Raw genomic sequence first — 15,545 nt, forward strand, 5'->3', positions numbered from 1 at the left:
AGTAACTTTTTTTGTGCAATAAAAAAAAGCATATTGGTATGCCTTTGGTGTGTTGACAAATATATATAATCGTAATACAATTAAGGTTATGCAAGAAATCTAGTATAAATACCTATCAATATAATAATAACACAAAACTAATACAAAGTCAATATATATTTTCAAAAAGGGGATGATAAAAATGGCTTCATCAATTATATTAAGTTCATTAAATTCAAGCTTAAATACTATACAAAAAAATGAAATTCTACAAATGAATAGTGAATCAGAACAGTATGGATTAAGTTTAAGCAAAGATGATGTTGAAGAGATAATAAAATCACGAAAGCATACATTACAAAGCTATGGAAGAATAGATCTAAATATAAACGTAACAAAGCAGCTTATAGAGAATTTGTATATATCTCAATATACTGACAAGGATGATTATGTGGAGTTAATAAATGATTTGCAGGACATTTTTTATTATTTGAAAAATGAAACTTTAGATGAAATAAGCGATATAGAGATATTAGAAATAATAGATGAATTTTATAATGAATGTAGTGGTAGAATCGATAACGTACAAAATAAGGTTGAGAAATTTGCACAAGATTATAAATGGGGAAAGGATAGAGATAGATAATGAATTTACAATTTAAAAACACTGAATTTGATCCTAGCAATCTCATTAAGAGCCAATATACTATCTCAATTATTAAGGAATGTGTAAGAGCGAAAATTTTAGATGAACGTACTACTTACAATATTCAAATTAAAATATCAGAAATTTTAAAAGATGTTATCATGAAGTATACTAGAGGGCAAAGTAGTTCTGTAACTATTGAAACTGCTGAAAAACTTATTATTGCAATTTGGTATACAATAGATGCGTATATAGATAGTTTTGAAAAATTAGGAGACGGCATTGAAGCAATAAAAAATGAAGATGTTGAAGAAATGTATTTAAAGGGACAAAGTATTTTACAGGAAGAGTTTGATAGAACTAAGGATCTTTATAATGTTATAGTAGATAACAAATTAAAAACCCAACTAATAGCTTATAATGATACTTTAATTAATGGGATAGGTGATTTCTTTAGAAACTATAATATTGAATTTGAACCTCATGAAATACCTGGAAGTATAGATTATCCTTTAGCTTTTGATGATTGGGATATTCAAGGCCTATGTTATATCAAAAATTATCTTTGGAATATATATATAGAAAATAAGATTTGTAGTTATTTTGGAGATGAAGATGTAGAGAGTATACTAGATTTTTATGGAAATATGTATGATACAAACTATAGGGACTTGCTTATAAATATTTTTGAACTAACTATAACTAATGCTATATTTTCTATTATGGCAAGAAATCCTAGTGGAAGATTGGACATTAGTGAATTTCAATATAATTACCTAGAAGAGAACCTTAATAATTTAAATAAGGAAGATGTAGAAAGGTTAATAAATTCATGTGTAGATAAGCTAATATATGATATGAAAATAGAAGATAAATATGAAATAGATTATATAGAAAAATATAAGAACAGTATAATAGCTACAACTATATCAGCACTTGAGATAAATAATCTTAGAAATATATTAGTGGTAACTGAAATAAAAGAAGTAGGTAAGAGTAATTTTATAATAGATGAAGAGAATAAGTTATCTGATGAAGAATTTAAATTAGTTATTGAAGAAATAACAGAATCTGAATATATATCTAAAAAAATAGATCTAATTAGGGAACATCTAAATTCTACAAAAGATTTTATGGATATGTTAAAAAGCAATTGCTTATTTGAAGAAGAATTTATAGAGTTATTTAAATCATTAGGTGATATAGAATTATCTATGTTAGGTAAGTACGTATTTCATGGTGAATATAGGATGGACAAGCTATATTTAGAAAAAATGTTATTGCACAAAATCAGTATAGATCATGAATGGCAAAATCATTATATAGAGTTTTTAAAAAGCTTAGAAAAAACGAGGCTGAAAACTATAGAGGATATAATAAATAATATATAAACTTATAGACTTGAGGAAAGTTATTATTTAGGTGGAGAATATTTCATTGAAAACTTATCTCCTAAATTATTTATACCAATGCACTTTGTAGATCATTGAGAACAAAATATCATTTGACATAAACATTGATACCCCAAATACTGTTTTTGCTACTGCGATAGAAAAAGGTAGATGTGCTGCTTATGATGATGCTGTAGAGAACTATTTAAACGTGAATGAATTGAAAAAGACATTTGAAGTATGAAGTACAAGATTAAGTTTACAAGTCAAAAAAAAGATTTGAAACTAGTTAATAGACAGAATCAAATTTTTAAACTTTAGCTCTAATAAGTAAGAATCCGACTCAAAATTGAGGTCTCGTGACATATTGAAAATGTGATGAAATTGATTAAAAAGTAAAATATAAAGTCCTTGAAAATGCCCAATTTATTGGGTTTTTAAGGGATTTTTTATTTTATGCAATTTTAGTTTTAAAGATTATAGACTATGTTTTTGATGATTTTAGGCTTTCAGAGGGGTGAGATATTTCAATACAATAATATAAGTGGGGTAATATATCTATTGACTAAAATAAATAATAGTTCTGTTATATTGTATAGAAATTACGTTCTCACGCACGTTGAGACTATAGTGAAGCTTAAGAAGAAAGAGCTTTATATCAACGTTTTGAAGGATTTTAAGTAAAAATTGAAGTGTGTTTTATGTTCCTTAAAACTTTATAGGTTTTAGGGGAATTTTTGTTATGGGGGTTTATAAAATTCATCTTGTCGAATATAAACTACTTTTGTAGAAAGTATGAAAAATAATTATATATTTGCTATAATTAATATTATTATAAGAAAATTCACATAAAATAAGTTTGCTTTTTTACATTAATATTATGTATATATCTAAAGGATTATAATAAAGATCGGTAGCATTATAAATATTATTGATGAAAAAGATATAAAAGTAAATCGCATTTAACAATATCTCAAAATTAGTCGCATTTATTATGGATATAAGAGTATTATTATGTATGTTGTTTGTGGTTATCACAATATTTTTATCTTATAAAGAAGATGAATATAAATTGATGGGAGATAAAAATGGGGAATTTAAGCATTAAGAAAAAGCTGCATTTTATGATTTTAGTAATATTCATTCCGAATATCATTTTTCAGGTTTTTAATATGCATAGTGAATTTGAAAAAAGCATAGATCAAGAATTAAAATCTAATGAGGATTTTGCCCAAGCTGTAAGTTCAACTTTCACAAATTATGTTGATGGGATATGGGATAATGAACTTTCTATGGGACTCACAATTTCTAATAACAATATTGTAAATAGTGAAGAAATAGGAAATTATATGAGATCTATATCGGAAAATCAGGCAACTATAAAACAATACTCATGGATAGACATATCTACACTGAAAATTACTGCAAGTTCTAATCCGAAGGCCCTTGGCGTTTCACTTGCTGGGCGAGATTATCTTAATAAAATTAAAAATGGTGAGAATAAGGTACTTTCGGATATGGTAATTTCTCGTGTGGATGGTAAACCAGTTTTTGTAGTTGCAAGAGGTATAAGAAAAGATAATGTACTAAAAGGGATAATCATGGCTACTATAAATATAGAGGACCTGAATAAAGTTTTACCTGCAAACAGAGGAATAGGTTATAGTTCCTTCGGTTTGGTTGATAGTCAGGGGGTTTTCATATATAGATATGGAATTTCTAATATAGCTAGTAAGAATATTAGTGTTAAAGAAGTTCCTATTTTAAATACTGTGTTAAAGGGTGAGATTGTAAAAATAAGAAAAATCAAATCCCCTATTACTGGAGAAAATATGATAGGGGTAAATGTACCTATAAATAAGCTAGGGTGGGTTGCCTTTGCTAACAATTCATATGATGAAGTTTTAGTTAGAACTCTTAGTGATATGAAAAGTGATATAATTATGCTATTATTTCTAGTTGCAGCAGGGATATTAGCAAGCATTTTTATAGGAAGACAAATACTTCATCCAATATCTATACTTAAGTCATCTGCGATGGAGATGTCAAAAGGTAATTTAAACGTTCGCACAAATATTACTGGAAAAGATGAAATTGCATTAGCAGCTCAAGCTTTTGATCAAATGGCAGCCAATATAGAAGAATATGATAATCTTAAGACACAATTTTTCTCTAATCTATCTCATGAACTAAAAACACCTTTAAATATAATTTTATCCTCTATTCAGTTGATTGAAAGAAAGCATGCTCCTACAGTTCGTTGTGAAATATATGACAATGTATTAAAGTATATGCCATTGATGAAGCAGAATAGTTATAGACTCCTAAGATTGATAAATAATCTTATTGATATTACACGTATCGATTCAGGATTTTTAAAATTTAATTTTAGAAATCATAACATAGTATCTGTAATAGAAGACATAACTCTATCTGTAGCAAATTATGCAGAGTCTAGAGGTATTAATGTTATATTTGATACAGATGTGGAAGAAAAGGTAATAGGATGTGATCCAGATAGTATTGAAAGAATTATACTCAATCTTTTGTCTAATTCAATTAAATTTACTCCTTCAGGAGGAAGTATTTTTGTAAGTATTTTTGATAAAAAAGATAAAATAGCCATTTCAGTAAAAGATACTGGTATAGGAATTCCACATGATAAAATAGATATTATTTTTGATCGTTTTAGACAGGTTGATACATCTTTGCATAGGGCGTGTGAAGGTAGTGGTATAGGGCTATCACTTGTGAAGGCGCTAGTAGAAGGACTTGAAGGAAACATTTACGCTCAAAGCGAGAATGGACAAGGTACGGAAATTACTATAGAACTTCCTGTATTTCTAGTTGCAGAAAATGATTCTATGGAGATGGATAAACTTGATAATAACAATATGGACAGGGTTCAGAGAATTAACATTGAGTTTTCAGATATATATAACTAATAAAATATGTAATACTTAGTAGCTGAGATATCAATAGGGCAAACAAAATTTTTAAAATTACCGTTAGCAACACATTGTTTTACGTAAAGGTACAAGTCTAGAAATTATACGACCCCCTTGCTTTAAGGGGGCATATTTTTACGAAAATGAAAATTATTACATATTAGTATCATTTTTCTATCAAAACACACGTTGAGTGTTTTTTATGTTCCCTCAGACTTTTTGTCTGAGGGGATTTTGATTTTTAATAGAAATATTTATAGTTTGTTAATATTTATCTATAATAATATTATATAGCCTCTATTGGATGATAGTGCAATATGGTACTATTATCCAATAGGGGCTATAGTTTTGTAAGGATATTTAAATTAAATGAACTAAAGGTAGAAAATACTAGCATAGATACATAGGTACAACGGAAAAACAAATAAAAGCAATGTTTTCTAGATTCAAACATTTTGTAATGAAAAGAAACTTTATTAAATAGCCTATGATTTGCATATTAATGAAAAGAGAGAATAAATAAAAATGTAAAACGATTTTTTATAAATTTTTACAATCAGTATAATATAAAATAACTAATTGCTGTCGGGAATACTGTAGTTATACGAAATAATCTGTTAGTGATATGTTAGTAGGTATATGTACTTAGTACATTAATTTATTTTAAATAAGGGGGATTCTATGAAACTTTATAGAAATGAGTATACATTAAAGAATGGTCAAAAACTTATTGTGCGTATTCCAGAAATAGGTGATGAACAAGATTTAATCAATTTAATGCAAGCTGTTGATAGTGAAACAAAATTCTTAGCACGTGAACCTGGTGAATTTAATTTCACCCTGGAACAAGAAAGAGAATTTATTAGAAATAGTATAAGTGATGAGAATAACCTTTTTCTAATTGCGGAAATAGATGGTAGAATTATAGCAAATTGTTCAGTTGGAATAGTTATAAATAATAAGAGGTTTCTTCATAGAGCAGCAATGGGTATTGTTGTAAGAAGGGATTATTGGAACATGGGTATTGGTAAGAAATTGATGCAGGAATGTATTAAATGGTGCAAAGAAAAAGGTGTTGAACAACTTGAACTTGAAGTTGTCACTCAAAATAATCGTGCTATTTCAATGTATCAAAATTTAGGTTTTGAGATTTATGGTACAAAGAAACATGCACTGAAATATGCAGATGGATCTTATTCGGATGAATACTTTATGTGTCTATTCTTAAACGGTATTAAACCTGAGTAAAGATTTTGTTAATACAATTATAAACATAATAACCGTGCTGGTATCCAGCACGGTTTTTTTAGATACAAGTATATTGAAATGGTATAACAGAAAGATAATGCATAAATATGCAAAGATAGTGGAGACTACTGAAAAAATATAGTTGACGATTAGTCTAATTAGACTATAATATTTAAATGGCATTAGTCTAATTAGACTAACGTTAAATTTAGTAGGTTTTAATATCTAGGAAAATCTACTGAAGCAAGAAAGGATGAAAAAAATGGTTAAATCGTTTTTAATGTTAGGACAGTCGAATATGGCTGGAAGAGGATTTATTCATGAAGTACCCCCGATTTATAATGAAAGAATACAAATGTTGCGTAATGGTAGATGGCAAACGATGGCTGAGTTCATCAATTAGGACCGACCTGTTTCGGGAATAAGTCTGGCCGGTTCATTTGCAGATTCATGGTGTCGTCAAAATCAAGAAGATATTATTGGCTTAATTTCTTGTGCTGAAGGTGGAAGCTCACTGGATGAATGGGCTGTAAATCAAGCACTTTTTAGACATGCAATAACTGAAGCTAAATTTGCTATGCAAAGTAGTGAATTAACAGGAATCCTATGGTATCAAGGAGAAAGTGATAGTTTTAATGGTAACTACAAAGTCTATTACAAAAAATTACTTTTAATTATTGAGGCTCTTAGAAAGGAGTTGAATGCTCCAGATATTCCTCTCGTTATTGGTGGTTTAGGAGATTTTTTAGGCAAAGAGGGATTTGGAAAACACTGTACTGAATATAACTTTATTAATGAAGAGTTACAAAAATTTGCTTTTGAACAAGATAATTGTTACTTTGTCACAGCCTCAGGTTTAACTTCTAATCTTGATGTTATTCATATTGATGCAATTTCTCAAAGAAAATTTGGTTTGCGATATTTTGAAGCCTTTTCTAATAATCAACATGTATTGAAGCCATTAATTAATGAAAATGAGTTGATAAATCTTAGTTATTCTAGAACACATACCAAAGCAGAAAAGATATATATAAAAAGTATGGATTTGGCATTAGGAAAAATATCATATGATGAATTCGAATCTCAATTCATACAGATAAACATTTAATAAAATAGAATTAGATGAAGAAATAAAGGAACAAAAGATACCATATTTAATAAGATCAAGTTCAAAACACACTACAGATTATGTACTAGAAGTATATAATATAATATCTGACGTATGTAATAAATATAATATCTCCAAAAACATAGAGGCAGCAACTACAGGTCGCGGTGAATTTGATTTTGATATATATGATACCATCATTGCTGGAGCAGATGAAGAAATGTTTAATTTCATAGAAAATAGAATAAAAAAATTAGATTATTTTTGTGGGCAAGACTTGTAAAGTTTTGTTATTTAAAGGAACTTATCCTTGTGTTGAAATAGTATAATAAATTTTCATAAGCAGATACTAAGAAAAAACTTAAAATACAAAACTAAAGAATAAAGAGAGGAGATAAGATGGCAGAGAAAAATGAAACAGTAAAAACAGGATGGAACTTCGACAATAGTTATGCTCGCTTACCCAAGTCATTTTTTAGTATTACTAACCCAACGCCTGTACTCTCGCCTAGGTTGATTATTCTCAATGATTCCTTGGCAAAATCACTGGGATTAAACCCCAATGAACTAAAAAAAAGTGAAAATGTAGAAGTATTTGCTGGGAATAAAATTCCAAAAGGTGCTTTGCCTATTGCTCAAGCTTATGCAGGGCATCAATTTGGGCATTTTACGATGTTAGGTGACGGCCGAGCTATACTACTTGGAGAACAGATTACTCCATCAGGTGAAAGATTTGATATTCAGCTTAAGGGCCCAGGAAGAACTCCATATTCCCGTGGAGGCGATGGTAGAGCAGCACTTGGACCTATGCTACGTGAATACATAATAAGCGAAGCAATGCATGCCCTTACGATTCCTACAACTCGAAGTCTAGCCGTTGTAACAACTGGTGAGTTAGTACAACGTGAAACTAATTTACTTGGCGCAATATTAACACGTGTGGCTGATAGTCATATCCGTGTAGGTACTTTTCAATTTGTTTCAGCATGGGGAACTGTAGAAGAACTCAAAGCTCTTGCTAATTATACAATTAAAAGACATTATCCAGAAGTTGAAGCTGATGAAAATAGATACCTTTCACTACTTAAAGAAGTAATCAAGCGTCAAGCATCCCTCATTGCTAAATGGCAATTAGTTGGATTTATCCACGGAGTGATGAACACCGACAATATGACTATTAGTGGGGAAAGTATTGATTATGGTCCTTGTGCCTTCATGGATACATATGACCCAGCAACGGTATTTAGTTCTATTGACCGTCGTGGACGATATGCATATGGAAATCAGCCAAATATTGGAGGGTGGAATCTAACTAGATTTGCTGAAACCCTAATTCCACTACTACATGAGGATGAGGACAAGGCTGTTGAGATAGCACAAAATGCAGTTTCAGATTTCACTGACTTGTATTACTCTAATTGGTTAGCTGGAATGAGATCAAAGCTAGGAATATTTAACGATGAGCCAGATGATGAATCCCTTATTGACGACCTTTTAAGCATTATGCAAAAGTATGGTGCCGACTATACAAATACATTCCGTGCACTAACTTTTAATAAGCTAGAAGATAATGTTATGTTTGGTAAAGAAGAGTTTACTAAGTGGTATGAAATGTGGCAAGCTAGAATAGATAGACAGGTAGAAACAAAAGAATCATCTCATGAATTGATGAGAAGTTCAAATCCATCTGTAATCCCTAGAAATCATAGAGTGGAAGAGGCATTAGAGGCTGCACAAAGAGGAGACTATAGTGTAATGGATAAACTTCTCAATGTTCTTTCAAAACCATATGCTCATTTACCTGAACAAGATGATTACACCAAACTGCCCCCACAATCAAGTTGTTCTTATAGAACATTTTGCGGTACCTAATATATAAATAGCCGACTAAGGTGAGATATTAAACCTTAGTCGGCTATTTATATTATTAATTGACTATATTTTAACAATTGTTAATATATTCAAGTAATTGACCGATAATATTAATGTATAATAAATTATAAGAAAGAATAAGGGTTTGGGGGTTCAAGGGTTGGAGCATAGGAACAGATTTAAAAAATCGGACATAAAAATTTTTATAGTACCATTTATGATTACAACCTTAATATTTTTTATTATCAGTTACACTATAATAAAAAATGTAGAAGATCACTATTATAATCAAATAAAAGAGAATTCAACTGATATAGCTAAAAACTATTCATATCACTTATCTAAATCAGCAAAGGCAGCCAGAGTTGTAAATGAATTACTTGAAGAAAAGCTTTTTGAAGCTAGTAAAACCATAGCGTCGCATAATAACTACAGTAGCAACGAAGAGCTTAAAGTACTAGCAGAAAAATTAGAAATGGATGTAATTTTTTATTATAACTCTCAAGGAAGAATAATTTATTCAAATACAGGTAAATTTGTTGGATGGAAGGCATATGAAGGACACCCTGTTTATAATTTTATGATTAGTAACGAAATAAGTCTTGTTGAGGCTATAAGGCAAGACACAGAAACAAAAATGTATTACAAATATGCCTATTTCAAAGATTCTAATGGAGGCTTTGTTCAAATAGGTGTAACAGCACAGAAAATTCATAGTTTTCTTGGTAGTTTTGAAACCCAACGACTACTCAATGAAATGAAAGATGTTGGAGATGTAAATAAAATTTGCTTTATAGATAATGATTTTAAGGTTAGTGGAAGTACTGATAGTAAAAGTATTGGTAAAGAAATTAATGACCAAGAGGCTAAGGCTGCAATTATTGGGGATAGACATTATAGTTATATAGAAAATGTTAACGGAGAAAATAAATACAAAGTTTTTGTACCTGTATATGTTGAAAGAGAAAAAATAGGAACGTTAGCTATTGAAAAATCATTAAAATCTACAGAGGTAATTGTAAGAAATGTTGCAATAACAGGGATATCAACTTTGTTGATTATATATATTTCACTAATTTATACAATGTATTTTATATATAAAAAAGATAAAATATTAATTCAAATGGCATATTATGACACATTAACTGGGTTACCAAATAGCCAATATCTAAAAGATTTTTTAACTGAAGAAATCGAGAAAAATAAAAGTAAAAACAAAGCTGTATTATTAATAAATTTTAGAGATTTTAGAGTTGTCAATATGACATATGGCCTTGAATATGGGGATGAACTTTTAAAAAAATTAAGTAGAGAAATCAAGGTATTTGAAGATGATAATAAAAAACTTTTTAGATTTTCAGCTAGCAGATTTGTCTTATACGTAAAAAATTATAATGATAGAAAAGAATTGATTTCGATTATAAATAGAATTAGCGAAATATTTAATAATCCTTTTAGAGTAAAAGATGGAGAACAGCATTTAAGCGAACAAATAGGTATAGTTGAAATCGATAATAAGCACGATAATTTTGATAAAATACTGAAGAATACTTTAATTTCACTAGATTATATTAAAAATAATGATTCTGTAAACTACATTTTTTTCAATGAACTTATGGAAAATAAAATTCAAAGGGAGGACTTAATTGAAAAAGATCTAAGGACTGCCTTATCTGAAGAAAATACAGAAAAACTTTATTTACAATATCATCCATTAGTTGATTTAAAAAATAATAAAATTGTTGCTTTTGAAGCTTTGGCTCGAATGAAAACTGAAAATCTTGGATTCGTATCACCAATAGAGTTCATCGATGTGGCAGAAAGGAAGCAATTGATAATTCCTCTTGGCAATTTTATATTAAAAAGAGCTTGTGGTTTTATAAATACTATAATAAACCGAGGATATAGTGAGGTTAAAGTAGCTGTAAATATATCGGGAATTCAACTTAGTAGTAAAGACTTTACAGATACAGTTGCTAATATTATCAAAGAAACTAATATTAAAGAGTCAAATCTTGAATTAGAAATAACTGAATCTGTACTTTTGAATAATTACGATATTATCAATGAAAAACTGAAAAACTTAAGAGAAAATAAAATAACAATATCTCTAGATGATTTTGGAACAGGATATTCATCTTTTTCAAGATTAGGGGAGCTAAATATCGATACTGTAAAAATTGATAAATATTTTATAAGTAAAATATCTACTAAAGAATATAAAGAGCTAATAGCAGGAGACATTATTTCTATGAGCCATAAACTCGGACTTAATGTAGTAGCAGAAGGTGTTGAAATTCAGGAACAGAAGGACTTCTTAATAGAAAACCAGTGTGATATCATGCAAGGTTACTTATTTAGCAAACCTCTTTCAGAAGAAGATGCTATTAAGTTGCTGAAAAGAAATAATTAATCATATTAACAGCACCCACCATGACTTACACAATGGTGGGTCTTTTTATTTATTATTATAATAGAATACAACAAGTTGTGTTCTATCTCTGAGATTCAACTTCCCTAAAATTGTTGTTAGGCTGTTTCTAACAGTACCTTCGCTTAAATAAAGACTATTGGCTATTTCTTTATTGCTAAGTCCTTCAGCTACAGCTTTTATAATATCTAGTTCCTTTTCTGTAATTCCAAAACCTGAAAAGTCAGCTTTATTGCTTTTATTAATTAAGGTTGGAATTTTTGAGACGATGTCATCACCAAAGACGCTTTGTCCCATATATACAGCCTTCAATGAAGGCACAATACATTCAAAGTTCTGTTTTATAATATAGCCCTTAGCTCCTATTTTTAGAGCTTTTACTATATATTCATCGTCAGAAAAAGTAGTTAGAAATAGAATTTTTGCACTTTTACACGTTTTTAAAATATGTTCTCCAGCATCTAGTCCTGTCATTTTTTCCATTCTTATATCCATTAATAAAATATCAGGTTCTAAATCGTTATAGAGTTTGATAGCGTCATTTCCGTTATGGCCGGTACCAACTACAGATATATCTTCTTCAGATTCTAATATAGTTTTGAGAGCTACACATACTAATTTATCATCATCGATTATTAATACCCTCATATTTACATATCCTTTCAAAATACTTATTTTTTCGGTATTGATATAAAAATTCTAAACCCTTTTTCATTACTAATATTAATGTTGCCACCTACAGATACAACTCTATCATTAATGTTTTTTATTCCAATTCCATTTTCACTATTGTAGCTGAAAGATGAACCATTGTCCTGTATAACTAATTGGTAAAGGGCAGGATGTTCACGAATTGTAATTGAGACTTCAGTTGCATTTGAATGCTTTATAATATTTGACAAAGCTTCTTTTGTCACTGTTATAAAGCAATGTTTAATATTTTTTTCTATGTTTGTTTCAATATGGCAATTAAATTTAATAGAGCAAAATTTAAAGTTATCAACTAATTTTTGTATTTCAGTTTGAAGATCAACTGATTTTTCATGTAAATTATGTACGCTGTCACGTATGCTATCCATTGCCTCAGATAGAGTATCTTTTATAATTATCAAGCTTTCTTTTGATTGCTCATCTTTATTTATGACAAGGAGTGCCCCAATTTGAAGTATAGATCTTGAAAGTAAATGCCCAACATTATCGTGAATATCCCTTGCTATTCTATTTCTTTCAGTTAAAGTTGCAAGGTTTATTTCATAATCCTGTTTTTCCAAAAGTTCTTTATTCTGTTTTTCAAGCTGTATTGATATTTCTTTGGTATTATCACGAAGCTTATAATATTCTTTTTCAATGGTTATAAGAGAAATAGTACGGCATTTTAAAGCATAGGAAGTTAGAATAAAGGCTGCAATTAACCACTTTGGCATGAAAAGTGCCACAGTAGAATTTGTTATCAATGGTAGGAACGATAAAATCCATATTCCTTTGGATTTAAGAAGTACTGCATCATAACAAATAAGTGGAATAAAGAACAAGAAATTAGGCATAAAAAAACAAACAATTAAATAAATGATAAATACTATTGTTGTAATACGTTCATTTTCTAAGTAGCTTAAAATTGCACTTAAAGCTATAGATATTAATATAGGTACAATCATGTATATGTTATTTGCATCAGGTATATACAAAGCTAAGGAAATAATTAAAATAACGAGCTTATCAATTAATTTTTTCATTTTATCTACCAAACCTTTATAGTCAATATTATTTCGCTTTAGTATAATATATAATGGCTATCTAATCAATTATTTTTATTAGATAACTCATGAATTTTCTAAAACAAATATTCCAGATACTGGAGTAAACAAATGAAAATATGAAAAAAATTATAAATGTTAAAAAATTAGATAATGAACTAGTAAAATCTACAAAGGACGAAATTCTTATTACATAAGTTAAAAATATCATCCCAAGAGATAGTGCTATGCTTGAAAATAATATAGAAATTATTATTCCCTTCCTATAAAGAAATGCCCCCATAACGATACCTAATAGCCCTGTTGTAAAAAACAGAATTATTGTTTCCTGAACACTAAACATAGTTAGAATTAATACAGATGAAAGAAATACTGTAAAACCAAGAGAAACATTATAAACAGCAGCCATTGCAATAGGGAGAGTACTTAATGGACTTAAAGCCAACCCAATTACTGGCAAAAATAAAGGTGCTGATTGGAATAGTACAGCTATTGTTGTTAATATGCCTCCAACAGAAATAAATCTACTTATATTCATTTTTTTCAATTAAACAACCTCCCATAAGATGATATTAATAATATAGAATAATGACTTATATATAATTCTATATAAGTGCTGAAGGTATATTTTCAAAATATACCTTCAGGAAGTTATTTTTAATTTTAAAATCATTAAACAATTTCAAAAACAGTACCTTGGTTAAAATCAGTTACATTCCTAGAGCCATAAACCCCTAAATATAGTTTTGTTTGAGCAAGATTTGATCCCAAACTAACATAAAAAGATGATTGAGACCCAAAATTATAATCCGTTTCAATAACACCAAAGTCATTTAGTTTGCAATCTGTTCTTACTTTAGTATAAGCTAAAACCCCTTTTGTTGGAGATTCTTCCTCCATGGCAAAATCGGTAAACACAACGAATCCCGTTAAATCAGGGATTCTATTTCCTATATATGGCTGAACTCCTGTAATTGCTGAACCAGTAAATTTATCAGGTCGTACATCTCTATGATAATAACAAGTTAATGGCTGTATACGACTAACAGAAGTTTGTATTGCTTCATTGTAATATGCAATTGTTTTCTCCTCTAAATTAGAATCTGTAGAACAACTACTTATAATAGTAGTAGGAAAAGAACCTTCCCATCCTCTCCAACCAAAATTAATAAATCCTTCCTGGTCTGGTTCAAGGTTTTGTAAAGAAGCTTTAATAATCTCAGTTACTGTTATTGGCTTATAGTGAATAAATGAAAAAATTGATTCTACCAAATCCTGACCAACGTTACCTACATACTTAATGTATCTATTATAATATCTTTGAAATGAAATGCCAGGAATATTTCTAACTCCTTTTGCTATTACTGTAAGCGTTCTTTGAATAGGGGTAGGAAGTTCACTAAATCGTGTTACTACGGGTGGATTATCAATAAGTGTATTAAATGATACATCAATTTCAATTATTTTACCGGCAACTTCCATAATATCCTGACTTAAATTAAATGGATCATAGCCTGAGCCTCCATCTCCAGTTGTTAGTACAAGTCTTCCTGTTTCTGGTGAAAAGTTTAGGCTGTTAACACCATTATGATTAGCAAATGGTCTTCTTAAGTTTAGTAATGTACGACGTTTTTTAGGTTGGCCATTTGATTGCAAAATCCATTCTTCAACTGTATCAATATGATCATATTGATTTTCCCTATTAATCCATTTTAGGTTTAAGGTTTTAAGATCACATGGGTCAGGCTTAAAAGGTCCTGAAAGAGCTCCTGGACCTTGTGTTTCAGCTAATGAATAATGAAGATAAAAAAGACCATTGTAATAAAACTTAGGATGAAAGGCTAAACCAAGCAGTCCACGTTCATCATAACCTCCATTAGAAGTACCTAATTTTATGATTCTCTGGCGAATATCTAAAAAAGTTTTTAAAGTTTTATTTCTTATATAAAAAATTTCACCTACTTGGGTTGCAATAAACAAACTTTCTACTGAGTCACCTGGAAGTATAGTTGTTTTTAAAACAGTAGGTAAATTTATATTATTAACAATGGGTTGTAAACTAACATTAACTTTTTTCAATGATTTCTACACTCCTTCTTAGGGTATTCTTTATAAGTATATGTTGGGAGTTTTCTCATGGTGCTATTGCAATGCAAAAACACTTCAAG

11 protein-coding genes are annotated in these 15,545 nt (G+C 29.3%); 7 read left to right on the top strand and 4 right to left on the bottom strand.

The window, feature by feature from the left end:
- The first annotated feature begins 181 nt into the window (after nucleotides 1-181).
- The 7 genes from ACUSRV_RS03460 to ACUSRV_RS03490 all read left to right on the top strand — a co-directional run bounded on the left by ACUSRV_RS03460 (nucleotide 182) and on the right by ACUSRV_RS03490 (nucleotide 11,605).
- Nucleotides 182-625: a DUF6323 family protein gene (locus tag ACUSRV_RS03460; RefSeq protein WP_490140529.1), complete on the top strand. Its 444-nt coding sequence runs from the start codon at nucleotides 182-184 to the stop codon at nucleotides 623-625.
- The gene (locus ACUSRV_RS03465) at nucleotides 625-2,016 is read left to right on the top strand and encodes a DUF6179 domain-containing protein (protein ID WP_490140530.1); all 1,392 of its coding nucleotides are present in this window, start codon (nucleotides 625-627) and stop codon (nucleotides 2,014-2,016) included. The genes ACUSRV_RS03460 and ACUSRV_RS03465 overlap by 1 nt, the downstream gene beginning before the upstream one ends.
- Before the next feature lie 1,088 nt (nucleotides 2,017-3,104).
- Complete coding sequence (locus tag ACUSRV_RS03470) at nucleotides 3,105-4,961, top strand: ATP-binding protein (protein WP_490140531.1); 1,857 nt, start codon at nucleotides 3,105-3,107, stop codon at nucleotides 4,959-4,961.
- A 684-nt stretch (nucleotides 4,962-5,645) separates the two neighbouring features.
- Entirely contained in the window at nucleotides 5,646-6,212 is a 567-nt protein-coding gene (locus tag ACUSRV_RS03475) for a GNAT family N-acetyltransferase (RefSeq protein ID WP_490140532.1), read from the top strand.
- Between the two features lie 421 nt (nucleotides 6,213-6,633).
- The gene (locus tag ACUSRV_RS03480; RefSeq protein WP_490140990.1) at nucleotides 6,634-7,320 is read left to right on the top strand and encodes a sialate O-acetylesterase; all 687 of its coding nucleotides are present in this window, start codon (nucleotides 6,634-6,636) and stop codon (nucleotides 7,318-7,320) included.
- Between the two features lie 399 nt (nucleotides 7,321-7,719).
- On the top strand, nucleotides 7,720-9,192 hold the full coding sequence (locus tag ACUSRV_RS03485) for a protein adenylyltransferase SelO (RefSeq protein ID WP_490140533.1): 1,473 nt from the start codon (nucleotides 7,720-7,722) through the stop codon (nucleotides 9,190-9,192).
- A gap of 160 nt (nucleotides 9,193-9,352) precedes the next feature.
- Nucleotides 9,353-11,605: a putative bifunctional diguanylate cyclase/phosphodiesterase gene (locus ACUSRV_RS03490; protein ID WP_490140534.1), complete on the top strand. Its 2,253-nt coding sequence runs from the start codon at nucleotides 9,353-9,355 to the stop codon at nucleotides 11,603-11,605.
- Nucleotides 11,606-11,650: 45 nt separating this feature from the next.
- On the opposite strand, the gene ACUSRV_RS03495 is transcribed toward ACUSRV_RS03490, so the two are convergent.
- The 4 genes from ACUSRV_RS03495 to ACUSRV_RS03510 form a co-directional block, all read right to left on the bottom strand.
- Nucleotides 11,651-12,271 carry a response regulator transcription factor gene (locus tag ACUSRV_RS03495; RefSeq protein ID WP_490140535.1) on the bottom strand — a complete coding sequence of 207 codons (621 nt, stop codon included), beginning with the start codon at nucleotides 12,269-12,271 and terminating at the stop codon, nucleotides 11,651-11,653.
- 23 nt (nucleotides 12,272-12,294) lie between these two features.
- Nucleotides 12,295-13,356 (bottom strand): sensor histidine kinase, encoded by a 1,062-nt coding sequence (locus ACUSRV_RS03500; RefSeq protein WP_490140536.1) that lies wholly within the window; start codon nucleotides 13,354-13,356, stop codon nucleotides 12,295-12,297.
- Nucleotides 13,357-13,417: 61 nt separating this feature from the next.
- Nucleotides 13,418-13,915: a hypothetical protein gene (locus ACUSRV_RS03505; RefSeq protein WP_490140991.1), complete on the bottom strand. Its 498-nt coding sequence runs from the start codon at nucleotides 13,913-13,915 to the stop codon at nucleotides 13,418-13,420.
- 134 nt (nucleotides 13,916-14,049) lie between these two features.
- Nucleotides 14,050-15,357 carry a PQQ-dependent sugar dehydrogenase gene (locus tag ACUSRV_RS03510; protein WP_490140537.1) on the bottom strand — a complete coding sequence of 436 codons (1,308 nt, stop codon included), beginning with the start codon at nucleotides 15,355-15,357 and terminating at the stop codon, nucleotides 14,050-14,052.
- Nucleotides 15,358-15,545 lie beyond the last annotated feature (188 nt).

The sequence above is a fragment of the Sporacetigenium sp. TC11 genome (genome assembly GCF_058146105.1).

Coding starts and splice junctions, on each gene's coding strand:
- ACUSRV_RS03500 (WP_490140536.1), bottom strand. CDS start 13,356: ATGAAAAAATTAATTGATAAGCTCGTTATTTTAATTATTTCCTTAGCT.
- ACUSRV_RS03460 (WP_490140529.1), top strand. CDS start 182: ATGGCTTCATCAATTATATTAAGTTCATTAAATTCAAGCTTAAATACT.
- ACUSRV_RS03470 (WP_490140531.1), top strand. CDS start 3,105: ATGGGGAATTTAAGCATTAAGAAAAAGCTGCATTTTATGATTTTAGTA.
- ACUSRV_RS03505 (WP_490140991.1), bottom strand. CDS start 13,915: ATGAATATAAGTAGATTTATTTCTGTTGGAGGCATATTAACAACAATA.
- ACUSRV_RS03485 (WP_490140533.1), top strand. CDS start 7,720: ATGGCAGAGAAAAATGAAACAGTAAAAACAGGATGGAACTTCGACAAT.
- ACUSRV_RS03465 (WP_490140530.1), top strand. CDS start 625: ATGAATTTACAATTTAAAAACACTGAATTTGATCCTAGCAATCTCATT.
- ACUSRV_RS03475 (WP_490140532.1), top strand. CDS start 5,646: ATGAAACTTTATAGAAATGAGTATACATTAAAGAATGGTCAAAAACTT.
- ACUSRV_RS03495 (WP_490140535.1), bottom strand. CDS start 12,271: ATGAGGGTATTAATAATCGATGATGATAAATTAGTATGTGTAGCTCTC.